Consider the following 15189-nt stretch of genomic DNA (forward strand, 5'->3'; position numbering starts at 1 on the left):
CGACTTATGAAACGACTGGCCGCTGCCGCCGCCTTCGCGTGGCTGATGACGACGAGCGCCGCGATCGCAGGTCCCGTCCCGACGCCGAAGGAGGTGCTCGGGCACGACATGGGCGAGGACCGCTATGTCGCGAGCTACAGCGAGACCGCGATCTACTGGAAGCGGCTCGCCGAGGTCAGCGACCGGATCAAGCTCGTCGATATCGGCCCGACCGTCGAGAAAAGGCGCCAGCTCATGGCGATCGTCTCGTCGCCCGAGAATCTCGCGATGCTCGACAAATATAAGGACATCTCGGAGCGGCTTGGCCGCGCCGAAGGGCTGACCGACGAGCAGGCGCGCGCGCTCGCCGCCGAAGGCAAGGCGGTGATCTGGGTCGATGGCGGCATCCATGCAAGCGAGACACTGACCCATTCGGCGATCATCCAGCAGGTCTACGACCTTGTGAACAGCGACGACGCCGAGGCGAAGCGCATCCGAGACAATGTCATCATCCTCTTCGTCGCGAACAATCCGGACGGCCAGGAGCTCGTCGCCAACTGGTATATGCGGATCAAGGATCCGGCGAAACGCGAGGCGGGCTTCGAAAGCCTGCCCAAGCTCTACCACGCCTATGTCGGCCACGATAACAATCGCGATTTCTACATGGCCGAGATGCCCGAGACGCAGAATATCACCCGCGTCCTCTTCCGCGACTGGCGTCCGCAGGTCGTGCTCAACCAGCATCAGACCGGCCCCGCCGGAACGGTCGTCTTCATTCCGCCCTTCCGCGACCCGTTCAACTTCAACTTCGATCCGCTCGTGATGACGAGCCTCGAGGAAGTGGGGGCGGCGATGCAATCGCGTCTCCTCGCCGAGGGCAAGCGCGGCGGCACGTCGCGCGATGGCGCGCATTACGACACCTGGTACAATGGCAACCTCCGTTCAATCTCCTATTTCCACAATGCGATCGGCATCCTCACCGAGACGATCGGCAAGCCCGTTCCGATCGATATCGAGCTCGTCCCCGAGCGCCAGCTCCCGGGCAACAACCAGCCGGCGCCGATCGCGCCGCAGAAATGGCATATCGGCCAGTCGCTCGAATATAGCATGTCGATCAACCGCGCGGTGCTGAGCTATGCCGCGGCGAACCGCGAGAAGCTGCTCTTCAACATCTACCGGATGGGCGCGAACAGCATCGCGCGCGGCAGCGAGGACAGTTGGACGATGACGCCGACGCGCATCGCCGAGATGCACGCCGCCTCGGCCGCGACCGGCGCCAAGCCCGTCGCGACCCGCACCCGCGGCAGCAGCTCGATCGATCCCCGCTTCTACGACGCGGTCATGAAGAACCCGGCGAACCGCGACGCGCGCGCCTATGTCATCGATCCCGGCCAGCGCGACTATCCGACCGCGATCCGCTTCCTCAACGCGCTGATCAAGCTCGGCGTCGACGTCGACCGCGCGAGCGCGCCGTTCACCGCCAACGGCAAGTCCTGGCCGGCGGGCACCTATTTCGTGCGCACCGCGCAGGCCTATCGCCCGCATATCCTCGATATGTTCGAGCCCCAGGATTACCCTGAGAATTTCGAATATCCGGGCGGTCCGCCGATCCCGCCCGCCGACGCGACGGGCTATACCCCGGCCTTCCAGATGGGTGTCGGCTTCGAGCGCGTGCTCGATCCGCTCGACGTGCCCTCCGAGCGCCTCTCGACCCTGCTCGCGACCGCGCCGGGCAAGATCGTCGGCGAGGGGAAGGCGGGCTATCTCGTCGGGCATGGCGCGAACAACAGCTTCATCCTCTCGAACCGGCTCCTGAAAGCGGGTGTCCCCGTCTCCTGGCTCGCCGATCCGGTGGCGGTGGCGGGCGGCCCGGCCGAAACCGGCGCGCTCTGGGTTCCCGCGAACCCGGCGGCCGCGCGTATCGTCGAGACAGCGGCGACCGAACTCGGGCTCGACGTCGAACGCGCCGTAGCAGCGCCTGCGGGCGACCGGACTGCGATGAAGCGGCCGCGCATCGCGCTCGTCGATATTTACGGCGGGCTCATGCCGACCGGATGGATGCGCTGGATCTTCGACCAGCATGAATTCTCCTTCACCATCGTGCGGCCGCAGCAGCTCGATGCCGGCAAGCTGCGCAAGGATTTCGACGTCGTGATCCTCCCGCATGCCGCCTTCCAGCTCCAGGAAGGCCGCGCGAGCGGCGACGGCATGTTCCGCGGTCGCGGCGACGACAAGCAGCCCAAGCCCGAAGAAATCCCCGCCGAATATCGCGGCTGGCTCGGGACGGTGACGAGCGCGAAGACGATCCCGGCGCTGAAGGCCTTCGTCGAGGACGGCGGCTCGCTGATCGCGATGGGCGGCTCGGCGCAGGCGGTGGCGCAGGCAATGGACCTGCCGGTCGAGGATGCGGTGGCTGAGACGGTCGACGGCAAGACCGCGCGTCCGCCTCGCAGCAAATTCTATGTGCCGGGCGCGCTGGTCGAGGCGTCGGTCGATCGCGCGTCGCCCTTTGCGTACGGCATGCCCGAAAAGGTCGATCTCTTCTTCGACGACAGCCCGGTGTGGAAGCTGAAGCCGGGTGCGACGGGCGTCCAGGTGCCGGTGCGCTTTACCGGCGTGCCGAAGCTCAAGAGCGGCTGGGCGCACGGGCTCGACCGGCTCGACGGAAGCGCGGCGATCGTCGAGGTCGATCGCGGCAAGGGCCGCGTCGTCCTGATCGGTCCCGAGGTTGCGCTCCGCGCGCAGACGCATGGCGCCTTCAAGCTCCTGTTCAACGCCATCTATCTGGGCGCTGGCCATGGCAAGCGCTGAGGCGAAGACCAGGGCGCGCGCGGCAGGACGCAGCGAGACCTCCGCGGCGCCAGCGCGGGATGCGGGCGCGCCCGCGAAGCGCGCGCATGCGCTGCAGGATCTGAGTTGGCCCGAGTTTCGGGACCGGCTCGCCGGCAATCCCCCGATCCTGCTTCCGCTCGGCAGCCAGGAGCAGCAGGGGCCGCACGCGCCGATGGGCGATTATGTCCTCGCCGAACGGCTCGCGCTCGCGGCCGCCGAACGCGCGGGCGCAATCTGCGCGCCGGTGCTGCCGTTCGGACATGCGGATTTCTTCCGCGGCGCGGCGGGCGGCATTCAGCTTCGTGCTTCCACTTTCTCGATGATCCTCGAGGATATGGTCACCGCCTTTCTCGACCATGGCCTCAGCCATATCGTCATCTGCAACGGCCATTCGACGAACGCGCCGCTGATCGCGCAGGTCGCGCAGAAGCTGAGGGCCGAGCGCGGCGTCATGATCGCCTCGCTCAATCTCTGGCGCATGATCCCCGACAGCCTCTGGGAGGAGGTTCATGGCGCGGGCAGCGCGCGCGCGCGCGGCCATGGCGCCGATCCCGTCACCTCGGTCGGTCTCCATCTCACCCCCGAACTGATGCGCATGGGTGCGGCGCGCCCGGCGATGCGTTCGAACGCCTTCGGCCTGCCGACGACGAGCCTCTTTGCAGGCGTCACCTTCGGCGGGTTCGAGGTCGGGCTCCCGCTCGACGTGACCGAGGTCGCGTCGAACGGCGTGGGAGCGGGCGATCCGACCCTTGCGTCGGCCGAGGCCGGCGCGCGCTTCTCCGAATGGATCGTCGCGGCGATCACCGACTTCGTCACGCATTTCCGGCGCTGCGATCCGGCACGGCCGCACCTCGGACCCGAACCGGCATGAGCGAACCGATGGCAGACAGGGCATTGGCGGCCGCCCACGCGCAGCTACTCGGGGCGGCGAAGGGCGCGGCGGCGGTGCGCGCCTTCTTCGATCCCGCGACCTCGACCATCTCCTATGTCGTCCACGATCCCGCGACGATGCGCGGTGCTGTGATCGACAGCGTCCTCGATTTCGATGCCGCGTCGGGCAGGACGTCGACCGCGTCGGCGGAAGCGATCGTCGCCTATGTGCAAGGCGCCGGCATCGCTATCGACTGGCTTCTCGAGACGCACGCGCATGCCGACCATCTCTCGGCCGCGCCCTGGCTTGCCAAGATCCTCGGCGGCACCATCGCGATCGGCGAGTATATTCGCGACGTCCAGGCGGTGTTCGGCGACATCTTCAACGCCGGGGCGAGCTTCCGCCGCGACGGCTCGGACTTTGGCCGGCTGTTCGCCGACGGCGAGCGCTTCGCGATCGGCGGCTTGCCGGTGACCGTGCTTCATGTGCCGGGGCATACGCCTGCGTGCGTCGCCTATGTCATCGGCGACGTCGTTTTTGTCGGCGATACGATGTTCATGCCCGACTATGGTTCGGCGCGTGCCGACTTTCCGGGCGGCGACGCCGCACAGCTCTTCCGCTCGCTGCGGCGCATCCTCGACCTTCCGGCGGAAACGCCGCTCTTCATGTGCCACGATTATCTGAGCGCGGAGCGCAACGAGCATCGCTGGGAGGCGACGGTCGGCGAGCAGCGCGCGGGCAATGTCCATGCGCGCGACGGGATTTCGGAGGACGAGTTCGTCGCCCGGCGGCGCGCGCGCGACGCGGGGCTCTCGATGCCCGCGCTGCTGCTCCCTGCGGTGCAGGTCAACATGCGCGGCGGGCGGCTGCCGCCCGCCGAGGATAACGGCGTCGCCTACCTCAAGATACCGGTCGACCGGCTGTAGGCGCCGGCGGCCCGTAGGCCCCCTGACGAACGGAGAGATTATGAGCATCAGGACCCTGACCCCCACGCTTCGCGTGTCGCCGCAGATCGATCCGGCCGATGTTGCGGGGCTTGCCGCTTCGGGCTTTCGCGCGATCATCTGCAATCGCCCCGACGGCGAAGAAGCGGGTCAGCCTGCCGCGTCTGCCATCGCGGCGGCGGCCGAGGCCCATGGCCTGCGCTTTGTGCATATCCCCGTCGTCTCGGGACGGATCGGGGAGGGCGATGCCGCGGCGATGGCGCGCGCGCTCGCCGAACTGCCCGCGCCGGTCCTTGCCTATTGCCGCTCGGGCGCACGGTCCGAGCAGCTCGCCGGAATGGCGGCCGCACGCGGCAGCGACGGCGGGACGGCTCGCTACGATATCGTCGTGATCGGCGGCGGGAGCGCGGGGATTGCAGCCGCTGCGAGCATCCTGCGCCGCCGTCCGGGTGTGTCGCTCGCGATCGTCGAGCCGAATGAGGATCATTATTACCAGCCCGGCTTCACGATGGTCGGCGGCGGCATATTCGCGGCCGAGGCGACGCGGCGGGGCGAGGAGGGGCTGATCCCCGCAGGCGCCGAATGGATCCGCGGCGCCGCGGCGTCCTTCGATCCCGCAGCCGACCGGGTCACACTCGCCGACGGGCGCGTGCTCGGCTATGGCGCGCTCATCGTCTGCCCCGGGCTGAAACTCGACTGGGACGCCATCCCGGGGCTTGCCGAGGCACTCGGCGCCGATGGCGTGACGTCCAATTATCGCTACGATCTCGCGCCCTATACCGATCGGCTCGTGCGACGGTTCCGCGGCGGGCGGGCGCTGTTCACGCAGCCGCCGATGCCGATCAAATGTGCGGGCGCGCCGCAGAAGGCGATGTATCTCTCCTGTCATCGCTGGGAACGCGCCGGACTGCTCGGCCAGGCCGATGTCCAGTTTCATACCGCAACCCCGTCGCTGTTCGGGGTCGCGGCCTATGTGCCCGCGCTCGAGGCCTATATCGCGCGCTACGGCGTCGATCTGCAGCTCGAATCGCGGCTCGTCTCGGTCGACGGTCCGGCAAAGGTCGCGCTGTTCGAGCAGCGCCGCGGCGACACGGTCCGCCGGGTCGAGGAACGCTTCGACATGATCCATGTCGTGCCGCCGCAGGTCGCCCCCGAGTTCATCGCGTCGAGCCCGCTCGCGGCGCCTTCGGGCTTTGTCGCGGTCGATGAGGCGACGCTCCGCCACAGCGTTTACGCCAATATCTTCGCGCTCGGGGACGTCGCGGCCACGACCAATGCGAAGACCGCTGCCGCCGCACGCAAGCAGGCCCCGGTCGTCGCGCTCAACGCGCTCGCGGCGCTCGACGGCGCCGCGCCGGTCGCCGCCTATGACGGCTATGGGAGCTGTCCGCTCACCGTCGAGGCCGGGCGGATCGTCCTTGCCGAATTCGGCTATGGCGGCAAATTGCTGCCGACCTTCCCCAAGTGGCTGATCGAGGGCACGCGGCCGTCGCGTCTCTCCTGGCTCCTCAAGGAGAAGATCCTTCCGACCGTCTACTGGAACGGCATGCTTCGCGGCCGCGAATGGCTCGCGGCGCCCGCGCCGCTTGGTTCGGGCGGGTGACGCTCGACACGCTCCAATATCTGCTCGGCGGCCTGTCGGGCGGAATCGTCGGTTTCACGCTCGGGCTGGTCGGGGGTGGCGGCTCGATCCTCGCCGTGCCGCTCATGGTCTATCTCGTCGGCGTCGCCAGCCCGCATGTCGCGATCGGGACGAGCGCGCTCGCGGTGGCGGCCAACGCCGCTTCGGGGCTTGCGCAGCACGCGCGGGCCGGAACGGTCAAATGGCGCTGCGGCTTTCTTTACGCGGGGAGCGGCGTCGTCGGGGCGCTGGCGGGCTCGACCATCGGCAAGGCGATCGACGGCCAGAAATTGCTTTTTCTCTTCGCGCTCCTGATGCTCGGCGTCGGGGTGCTGATGCTGCGCGGGCGGAATAATCCGGGGATCGAGGGTGCCGCGTGCAATCGCCACAACGCCCCCAAGGTGCTCGGCTATGGTCTCGGGACCGGCGGCTTTTCGGGCTTCTTCGGCATCGGCGGCGGGTTCCTCATCGTCCCCGGGCTGATCGCGTCGACGAAGATGCCGATCCTCAATGCCGTCGGCACGAGCCTCGTCGCGGTCACCGCCTTCGGGCTTACGACCGCGATGAGCTATGCGATGTCGGGTCTCGTCGACTGGACGCTTGCCGCCATCTTCATCGTCGGTGGGCTCGTCGGCGGCGTTGCCGGGGCCCGTGCCGCACGAAAATTGTCGAGCCGCGGCACGCTGACGATGATCTTCGCCGGACTGATCTTCGCGGTGGCGGCCTATATGCTGTTTCGCAGCAGCGCCGCGCTTCTCGCGGGCGCTGCCGGTTGATGTCCCGGGCGATGGCCGTCATGCTCGCGCTTCGCCCCCGATCCGCATGGGCGCAAACCCGCTTTACCGACCACGGAGACATGCTGCGATGACCACCCCGGATCGAGGGTCTTCTCCCGAAGCGGCAGGCTCGCGCGATGCGCCGCCAAAGGGACTTGCACGCTGGAAGCTTGTCGGACCCGGCATCGTGGTCGCCGCAACGGGGGTGGGTGCGGGCGATCTCGTCGCGACGCTCGTCGCGGGCGCGCGCTTCGGTTACGCCCTGCTTTGGGCTGCGGTGATCGGCTGCATCGTCAAAATCGCGCTCGCCGAGGCGACGGGCCGCTACCATCTCGCGACCGGCTCGACGATCCTCGAGGGCTGGCGTTCCCTCGGCCGCTGGACGAGCTGGTATTTCGGAATCTACATCATCCTCTGGGGCTTCGTATACGGCGGCACCGCGATGAGCGCGACGGCGCTGCCGCTGTCGGCGCTGTTCCCGGGACTCCTGCCCTTCTGGGCGTGGGGTGCCCTGTCGGGCGTGCTCGGCGCCGCCTTCGTGCTGCTCAACCGCTACGCGATTTTCGAAGCGGCGATGAAGCTTTTCATCGGCATCATGTTCATTGTCGTCGTCGGCCTCGCGATCCTCGTCGTCCCCGATGTCGGTGCGGCCGCTGGCGGGCTGGTTCCGCGACTTCCCGACGGCTCGGTGATATACACGCTCGGCCTCATCGGCGGGGTCGGCGGAACGATCACGCTCGCCGCCTATGGCTATTGGGTCAACGCCAAGGGCTGGAACAGTCCCGTCTGGATGGGGATGATGCGTTTCGACAATCGCGTCGCCTATATCGTTACCGGCATCTTCGTCGTCGCGATGCTCATCGTCGGCGCCGAACTGCTCCACGCGGCGCAGATCGCTCTCGCAAGCGGCGACCGCGGCCTGCTCGATCTCGAAGCCGTGCTCGCCGAGCGCTTCGGGCCGCGCATCGCGACGATCTTCCTCATCGGGTTCGTCGCGACGACTTTCTCGTCGATCCTCGGCGTATGGCAGGGGGTGTCGCTCCTCTTCGCCGATTTCGTCCGCAACCTGAGAGGCACCCACGCCGCCGGCGACCGGAGCGATCTCGAGACAAGCACCGCCTATCGCTTCTATGTGCTCTGGCTGACCTTCCCGCCGATGATCCTGCTCACGCTCGGTCAGCCGTTCGCGCTCATCATCGCCTATGGCGCGTTCGGCGCCTTTTTCATGCCGTTCCTCGCGCTGACCCTGGTCTGGTTGCTCAACGGGCGGTCGGTCCCGCGCGAATGGCGCTCGGGATGGCCTTCCAACATTCTGCTCGCGCTCGCCTCTGTCCTGTTCGTCGTCCTCTGCGCGCATCAGATATGGACGATGATCTAGCCGACATCCCCGCGTCGCCGTGAATTCGGGGACGGCGCGCGGACGTCAGTCGAACCAGGGTCCGACGAGCGGGTCGGCGAGCCGCCGCCGCGCGGCCTTCGCGAGCCGTTGGACGCGGAGGCGATAGGAGGCGCTCTCGAGGCGCCAGCGGCGGGGCGCGATCGAGGGGCCGAACAGCGCACGCGCCATCTCTTGCTGGCTTGCCGCATCGAGCAGGGCATCGCCGGCGCGTAATTCGAGAATCCACTGTGCGGCCTTGCGTTCGCGGGGCATCATCGATGCGGGGAGGTCGCCGCGCTGCGCCAGCATCACGAACTGGCGCAGCGCCGCGAGCTTCGGTCTTGCGGAGATGAGGCCGGTGATGCGGTGCTCGACGAGGATCGGGCCGCCGAGCAGCGTTCCGTCGTGGAGATCGAGACGGATCGCCCAGCAGCCGTCGCTGAGCAGCCAATGCTCCCGGTGCGACGCATCGACGGCAACCGAGACGAAGGGGGCGACCGCGCGAACGTCGAACAGGTCGTCGGGCACGGCGTCGCCGGTGGCCGGGCGTCCGCTGAGGACGTGCGGGTCGCGTTCGATGCTCCAGATAGGCCGCGCGTCGGGTGCCGCGAGGGCGGGGTCGACCCACGCGAGAAGTCCGGTGTCGGCGAGGACGTCGGGCGACATGGCGGTGCGGCGCGCCCACAGCCGGCGGTAGAAGTTGCTGCGCCGCAGCCATTCCCACGCGAATGCCCGCCGGTCGCAGAGCAGGAGCGGTGCATAGGCATCGGGCGTGCGCCAGTCGGCGGCGGCGGCCCTCGCGATCACGCGAAATACCCGGAATATATTCTGAATATATCCATATGCTCGCAGCCGTCCTGGGGCGCCCGCCGTCAGCCGCGCGCGGGGGGTGCGGAGAAGGGAGCCCGGTAGGAGCAGGAACGGTGCGTGCGCGAGACGTGCGAGGGCGCGTGGTGGCGGCGGAATCGCGGGCGGCGACCCGGCGGTTCCTCGGCGACGGCAAGACCTACACCCGCCCGCCGCACTGACACCAGCGACACGCCTACGGGGGGCGCGCGCCGCGGCGCCGCCGTCCGTCGCGGGGTCCTGTCCGCTCCCACGGGACCCCGCGGATCCCGCCGCCATGTCACGCCGATCGGCTCCCTCTCGACGAGTGTCCGCCATGCAAGACCTCAATATCATCGACCGCTTCATGGACGTCTTCATCCGCTACATCGACAGCGGCTTCGGCCTGCTCGGCGGCGACGTCGCCTTCCTGACCAGTATTCTCATCGGGATCGACATCACGCTCGCAGGGCTCTTCTGGGCGATGGGCGGCGAGAATGAAGTCATCGCAAAGCTTCTGAAGAAGATTCTCTATGTCGGTGTTTTTGCTTTCATCATCGGCAATTTCTCATCGCTTGCCGACATCATCTTCCGCTCGTTCGCGGGGCTCGGGCTGACGGCGGGCGGCGGCGGCATCAGCGCCGATGACCTCTTGCGGCCCGGGCGGCTCGCGGGCGCGGGATTCGAGGTTGCGCATCCGCTCATCGAGCAGATCGAAAATCTTGTTGGCCCGATCGGCTTTTTCACCAATTTCCTCCAGATCGTCGTGCTGCTGATCGCCTGGGTCATCATCATCCTCGCCTTCTTCATCCTCGCGGTGCAGCTCTTCATCACCATCATCGAATTCAAACTCGTGAGCCTCGCGGGCTTCACGCTCATACCTTTCGCGCTCTGGGGCCGCACCGCCTTCCTTGCCGAACGCGTCCTCGGCGCGATCGTCACCTCGGGCATCAAGGTGATGGTGCTGGGCGTCATCGTCGGCATCGGTTCGGGGCTGTTCACCGAGCTGCTGGGATCGGCCGTCGCAGGCGATCTCGAGGTCGAACAGGCGATGGCGCTCGCGCTAGGCGCGCTGGCGCTCCTCGGCCTCGGCATCTTCGGCCCCGGCATCGCCTCGGGTCTCGTCGCCGGCGCGCCGCAGCTCGGGGCCGGAGCGGCGGTCGGGACCGTCGCCGCCGCTGCGGGCACGATGATCGTCGCGGGCGGCGCGGGCATGGCGGCCGCCCGCGCGGGCGGTGGCGCGGCCTTGGGCGCGGTGCGGGCGGGAACCGCGATGGGAAGCGCAGCGAACTCCGCCTACACGCTGGGTCAGGAAACGCGGGGTTCGACGTCGGTCGGTGCCGGTCTCGCCGGCGTTGGAACGGCCGCGAAGGGGGCGGCAGGCAATGCGCTTCGCGGCGCATCGGAGCGTCTCGGTCTCGGCGCGGCCGCCGAGCGCGGGCGCGATGCCGCCTGGAATGCCGGAACGACCGGCGGCGGGCAGGGCGCGTCGCCTGGGTCGGCTCCTCCGTCCGAGACGCCCGCCTGGGCGAGCGCGATGAAGTCCGATCAGCGGCGGCGGTCGGCCCGGCAGGCGGCGGTGCACACGCTTTCGAGCGGCGATCGCGGCGGCAGCGGCGCCAACCCCGAAATCAGCGAAAAGGAGGATTGAGCTCATGCGATTCAAACGATCGGTACAGCGCTACGGGCGCTCGCCCGAGCCCGTGACCCCCTATCAGCGCGCGGCGCAGGTGTGGGACGACCGGATCGGCTCGGCGCGCGTCCAGGCGCGCAACTGGCGGCTCATGGCGCTCGGCGGGCTGTTCCTGTCCGCGGGCCTTGCCGGCGGTCTCGTCTGGCAGTCGGTGCAGAGCCGCGTCACCCCTTATGTGGTCGAGGTCGACCGGCTCGGCGAGGCGCGTAGCGTTGCACCGGCAATGGAGGCTTACCGGCCGACCGATCCGCAGATCGCCTGGGCGCTTGGCCATTTCATCCGGAATGTGCGCGGGGTCTCGCTCGATCCGGTGCTCATGCGCGAGAACTGGCTCTCGGCCTATGATTTCGCGAGCGACCGGGGCGCGCTCTTCCTCAGCGAATATGCGCGCTCGGCCGATCCCTTTGGGCAGGTCGGAACGCGGTCGGTGTCGGTTCAGATCGTGAGCGTCGTGCGCGCTTCGGAGCGCAGCTTCCAGGTCAAATGGTCCGAGCGCGTCTACGAACGCGGCAGCCTCGTCTCTTCGTCGCGCTGGACGGCGATGCTGACTATCGCCGTTCGCACGCCCAAGTCCGCCGAGGCACTGCGCAAGAACCCGCTCGGTCTCTTCGTCGAGGCGATCGACTGGAGCCGCGAATATGAGGCGAGCGAAGGGGCTGCGGCGCCATCGGAGCGACCGCCCGTGCCCGTCCCTGCGCCCGCGGCGCCAGCGGAGGAGGGAGGCGGCATCGGCGTTCCGCAGGACATCCCGACGACGACAGACCAGCAGAGGATCATCCCATGACGAAGAAGCTTCTTGGCGCCGCACTGACCGCTGCGTTCCTCTTTCCCCATGCCGTTCATGCCGCGCCGGCCAGTGCGTCGGCGCGCGTCGAGGCCGCGAACCGCGAGGCGCTGCGCGAGCCGTCACCGCACGGATTTGTCGGGGCGGCGCAAATCTATCCCTTCGCCGAGGGCGGGGTCTACCGGCTGATCGCCGCGCCCGAGCGCGTGACCGATATCGCGCTCCAGCCCGGCGAGGAGCTGATCGCGGTCGCGGCGGGCGACACCGCGCGCTGGACGGTCGGCGACACGGTAAGCGGGGCGGGCGCGTTGCGGCGCACGCACATCATGATCAAACCGCTCGCGCCCGGGCTCAAGACCAACCTCGTGATTACCACCGACCGGCGCGTCTATCACCTCGCGCTCGAAAGCGGGGTCCGCGCGGCAATGGCCTCAGTCGGCTGGACCTATCCCGCCGACGCGCTGCTCGCGATCGAGCGAAGCGCCGAGGCGGCCGCGAGGAGCGCTCCCGTTGCGAGCGGCCTCGACCCGGCGGCGCTCGACTTTGCCTATGTCATCCGCGGCGATGATCCGGTCTGGCGGCCGCTGCGCGCCTTCGACGATGGGCGGCAGGTCTTCATCGAATTTCCCGAAGCGATCGCGCGCGATGTCGCCCCGCCCTTGTTCGTGGTCGGCGACAATGGCGCCGCCGAACTCGTCAACTATCGTGTCGCGGGCCGCTTCTACATCGTCGACCGCCTCTTCGGCGTGGCCGAGCTGCGGCAGGGCGAGAAGAAGCAGACGGTCGTTCGCATCTGCAGCAGCGACCGGATCGGCAGGGCGCGCTGCAAGGGGAAGGGCAAGTGAACGCCCCGATCGATGGCGGCGGCCGCAGCGATCCCGCGGCGGAGACCAGCGATCCGGCGGTGCCGGGTGCCGCTGCGCCGAAAATCGATCCCGAGACGCTCGTGCTGCGTGGCACGCCGCGGCGCGCTGTCCGGTTCCGGCGCGAGCTGATCATCGCGCTCGCGGTGACGGTGTCGCTCGGCATCGCGGGTGCCGCATGGATCGCGCTGAAGCCGGCGACCTTTCGGCTCGTCGCCCTCGACGAGGAGGGAGCGAAAAAGGCCGGAGGCGCGCCCGACGTGCTGGTCAAGGCGCCCGGCAGTTACGACGCCGTGCCCGAGCTCGGCCCGCCGCTGCCCGGCGACCTCGGCCGTCCTATCCTCGCGCGCCAGCGTGCCGAAAGCGGCCTGCCTCTCGGGCCGGCGGATGCAGTTACGGATGACGGCGCCGCGGCCCGCAGACAGGCGGTCGAGGCGGAAGCTGAGGCGGCGCGGCAATCGGGGGTGATGATGAAGCTTGCCGGGACGAGTGGTACGCCGGCGGCCTTGGCTGTGCCTGTCGCGGCAAAAGCGGCCGCTGATGTCGACGCGGGTGCGGCGCTGGCAGGTACCGCAGCCGCGGGCGGCGCCTCTGTTGGGACCGCGGGCGTGGTCGAGGTCAATCCGCACCGGATCGCAGCCGCGCCATCGCCCTGGCTGCTGAGCAGCGGCAGCGTGATCGCCGCGTCGCTCGTCACCGGTCTCAATAGCGACGTGCCGGGGCTCGTCGTCGCGCAGATCACCGAGAATGTGCATGACAGTATCACGGGGCGGGTGTTGCTGATCCCGCAGGGGGCGCGGCTCGTCGGGCGCTATGACGACCGGACCGCCTTCGGGCAGCGCCGCGCGCGTGTGATCTGGCAGCGGATCATCTGGCCCGACGGCTCGTCGCTCCGGATCGGGGATGTGCCGGCGAGCGACGCGATGGGGCAGGCGGGGCTTGCCGACAGCGTCGACCTGCACAGCGGATCTTTGCTCAAGGGCATCGCGCTGTCGACGCTTCTTGGCGCCGGCACCGAAGTCGGCTTCGGCGGCGAGGAAAGCGAGCTCGTCCGGGCGCTGCGCCAATCGGCGCAGCAAAATGGCGCGCGGGCGGGGGACCGCCTCGTCGAGCGCCATCTCGACATTCCGCCGACGATCCGGGTGCGCCCTGGCTGGCCGCTGCGCGTGATCGTGCATCAGGATCTCATACTCAAGCCGTGGAGGCCATGATGGTCGACATCAAGCTCGGTAAATTGCCCGACCGGACACCGGTCAAACTCACGATCCATTTGCTTCCCGACCTCGAGGCGCTGCTCAAGGATTATGCCGCCGCCTATGAGGCGGCCTATGGCAACCGGGAGAGTGTCGCCGATCTCATTCCGTTCATGCTCGCGAGCTTTCTGGAGGCGGACCGCGGCTTCCATCGCACACGCTCGAAATAGGACTTCCGTGGGGCGGTCATTTGGTGTCGGGACCGGGGAGGCGATAGTGGCGCGCATCGCGCGGGCAGCGGATCGCCCAGATGATCGCGGGCAGCGTGCGGACCAGTTCGCGCGCGGCGAGGGCGAGGATCAGGAAGGCGATTTCGGTCATGCTCGGCTCCGGTCGGCGGGACGGACGGACAGGATCGGCGTCCCCCGTTTGCCGCGTTACCGCCGTCAGATAGCCGCTTGGGCAGGACGGGATCTTGTCTGGCGGGCGGTCTGCCGGACATGATCTCGTCGGCCAATCCTGTCATAATGGCGGATTTGCGCATCCTTCGTCATTCATTTCGATAGATGTGGAATTGATGTTGACTCCTTGGGCGCGTGGAGTCATTTCAATAGACATCGAAATGAGGAGCCGATCATGGATTCGAGTGCTGCCGTAGGAGCGCTGGGCGCGCTCGCGCAGGAACATCGCCTCGCGCTGTTTCGCCTGCTCGTGCAGGCGGGACCGCGCGGGATGGCGGCGGGTGCGATCGCCGAGGCGCTCGGCATTCCGCCAAGCTCGCTGTCCTTCCATCTCGCGCAGCTTCGCTCGGCCGAATTGATCGCGCAGGAGCGGCAGCACCGGACGATCATCTACCGGGCCAACTATCCCGCGATGAACGCGCTCCTCGCCTATCTCATGGAAAATTGCTGCGCCGCCTCGACCTGCGAGGGCGAGGGGGCGTGCGACGGTGTAACGACAGACGAAAGGGAAAGCGCATGAAGAGACTGCACGTCCATGTCGGGGTCGAAGACCTTGCTACCTCGATCCGCTTCTACAGCACGATGTTCGGCGCCGAGCCGACGGTCCTGAAGCCCGATTACGCCAAATGGCTGCTCGACGATCCGCGCGTCAATTTCGCGATTTCGATGGGCAATCATGCGCAAACCGGCATCCAGCATCTCGGCGTCCAGGTCGAAAGCCCGGCGGAGCTCGGCGAGGTCTATGGCCGGATCAAGGCGGCCGAGCGTCCCGTGCTCGAAGAGGGCCGCACGACCTGCTGTTACGCCAAGTCGGAGAAGAGCTGGATTTCGGACCCAGACGGCGTCGTCTGGGAAGCCTTTTACACCGACGGCGAGGCGACGACCTATGGCGACAGCCCCGCGCTCGAAACCCTTACAGCGAGCGTTGCCGAGACAAAATGCTGCGGGCCGGCCGCGGCGGCGGCCTGA

The 15189-nt window shown here is 68.2% G+C and carries 15 protein-coding genes; 13 read left to right on the forward strand and 2 right to left on the reverse strand.

The window, feature by feature from the left end:
* Nucleotides 1-6 precede the first annotated feature (6 nt).
* The 6 genes from KEC45_RS06955 (at nt 7) to KEC45_RS06980 (ending at nt 8401) form a co-directional block, all read left to right on the forward strand.
* The gene (locus KEC45_RS06955) at nt 7-2790 is read left to right on the forward strand and encodes a M14 metallopeptidase family protein (protein ID WP_252171737.1); all 2784 of its coding nucleotides are present in this window, start codon (nt 7-9) and stop codon (nt 2788-2790) included.
* Nucleotides 2777-3682, forward strand: coding sequence for a creatininase family protein (locus KEC45_RS06960; protein WP_252171738.1), 906 nt, complete (start codon nt 2777-2779; stop codon nt 3680-3682). Before KEC45_RS06955 ends, KEC45_RS06960 begins: the two co-directional genes overlap by 14 nt.
* A gap of 8 nt (nt 3683-3690) precedes the next feature.
* Nucleotides 3691-4608, forward strand: a complete 918-nt coding sequence (locus KEC45_RS06965) for an MBL fold metallo-hydrolase (protein ID WP_252171739.1) — start codon at nt 3691-3693, stop codon at nt 4606-4608.
* A gap of 40 nt (nt 4609-4648) precedes the next feature.
* Nucleotides 4649-6229, forward strand: coding sequence for a bifunctional protein tyrosine phosphatase family protein/NAD(P)/FAD-dependent oxidoreductase (locus KEC45_RS06970; protein ID WP_252171740.1), 1581 nt, complete (start codon nt 4649-4651; stop codon nt 6227-6229).
* Nucleotides 6190-7023 (forward strand): sulfite exporter TauE/SafE family protein, encoded by an 834-nt coding sequence (locus KEC45_RS06975; protein ID WP_252171741.1) that lies wholly within the window; start codon nt 6190-6192, stop codon nt 7021-7023. Before KEC45_RS06970 ends, KEC45_RS06975 begins: the two co-directional genes overlap by 40 nt.
* Nucleotides 7024-7111: 88 nt before the next feature.
* Nucleotides 7112-8401, forward strand: a complete 1290-nt coding sequence (locus KEC45_RS06980) for an Nramp family divalent metal transporter (protein ID WP_252171742.1) — start codon at nt 7112-7114, stop codon at nt 8399-8401.
* A gap of 45 nt (nt 8402-8446) precedes the next feature.
* On the opposite strand, the gene KEC45_RS06985 is transcribed toward KEC45_RS06980, so the two are convergent.
* Nucleotides 8447-9208 carry a hypothetical protein gene (locus tag KEC45_RS06985; protein WP_252171743.1) on the reverse strand — a complete coding sequence of 254 codons (762 nt, stop codon included), beginning with the start codon at nt 9206-9208 and terminating at the stop codon, nt 8447-8449.
* A 355-nt stretch (nt 9209-9563) separates the two neighbouring features.
* Here KEC45_RS06985 and trbL point away from each other — a divergent pair, with 355 nt between their 5' ends.
* Genes trbL through KEC45_RS07010 form a run of 5 tightly spaced genes read left to right on the forward strand, consistent with a single transcriptional unit; the run spans nt 9564 to nt 13989 of the window.
* The gene (gene trbL, locus KEC45_RS06990) at nt 9564-10877 is read left to right on the forward strand and encodes a P-type conjugative transfer protein TrbL (RefSeq protein ID WP_252171744.1); all 1314 of its coding nucleotides are present in this window, start codon (nt 9564-9566) and stop codon (nt 10875-10877) included.
* Between the two features lie 4 nt (nt 10878-10881).
* Nucleotides 10882-11703, forward strand: a complete 822-nt coding sequence (gene trbF / locus KEC45_RS06995; RefSeq protein ID WP_252171745.1) for a conjugal transfer protein TrbF — start codon at nt 10882-10884, stop codon at nt 11701-11703.
* Nucleotides 11700-12548, forward strand: coding sequence for a P-type conjugative transfer protein TrbG (trbG, locus tag KEC45_RS07000; protein WP_252171746.1), 849 nt, complete (start codon nt 11700-11702; stop codon nt 12546-12548). Before trbF ends, trbG begins: the two co-directional genes overlap by 4 nt.
* Nucleotides 12545-13777, forward strand: coding sequence for a TrbI/VirB10 family protein (locus KEC45_RS07005; protein WP_252171747.1), 1233 nt, complete (start codon nt 12545-12547; stop codon nt 13775-13777). The genes trbG and KEC45_RS07005 overlap by 4 nt, the downstream gene beginning before the upstream one ends.
* Nucleotides 13777-13989: a DUF2274 domain-containing protein gene (locus KEC45_RS07010; RefSeq protein WP_252171748.1), complete on the forward strand. Its 213-nt coding sequence runs from the start codon at nt 13777-13779 to the stop codon at nt 13987-13989. The genes KEC45_RS07005 and KEC45_RS07010 overlap by 1 nt, the downstream gene beginning before the upstream one ends.
* Before the next feature lie 16 nt (nt 13990-14005).
* Here KEC45_RS07010 and KEC45_RS21865 read toward each other — a convergent pair whose 3' ends face one another.
* Nucleotides 14006-14140: a hypothetical protein gene (locus tag KEC45_RS21865; RefSeq protein ID WP_302851618.1), complete on the reverse strand. Its 135-nt coding sequence runs from the start codon at nt 14138-14140 to the stop codon at nt 14006-14008.
* Nucleotides 14141-14395: 255 nt separating this feature from the next.
* Between KEC45_RS21865 and KEC45_RS07015 the strand changes: the two genes are divergently transcribed.
* Nucleotides 14396-14740, forward strand: a complete 345-nt coding sequence (locus KEC45_RS07015) for a helix-turn-helix transcriptional regulator (RefSeq protein WP_252171749.1) — start codon at nt 14396-14398, stop codon at nt 14738-14740.
* Complete coding sequence (locus KEC45_RS07020; RefSeq protein WP_252171750.1) at nt 14737-15189, forward strand: ArsI/CadI family heavy metal resistance metalloenzyme; 453 nt, start codon at nt 14737-14739, stop codon at nt 15187-15189. Before KEC45_RS07015 ends, KEC45_RS07020 begins: the two co-directional genes overlap by 4 nt.

Origin of the sequence: Sphingopyxis sp. USTB-05 (assembly GCF_023822045.1) — a bacterium.
Lineage (GTDB): Bacteria > Pseudomonadota > Alphaproteobacteria > Sphingomonadales > Sphingomonadaceae > Sphingopyxis.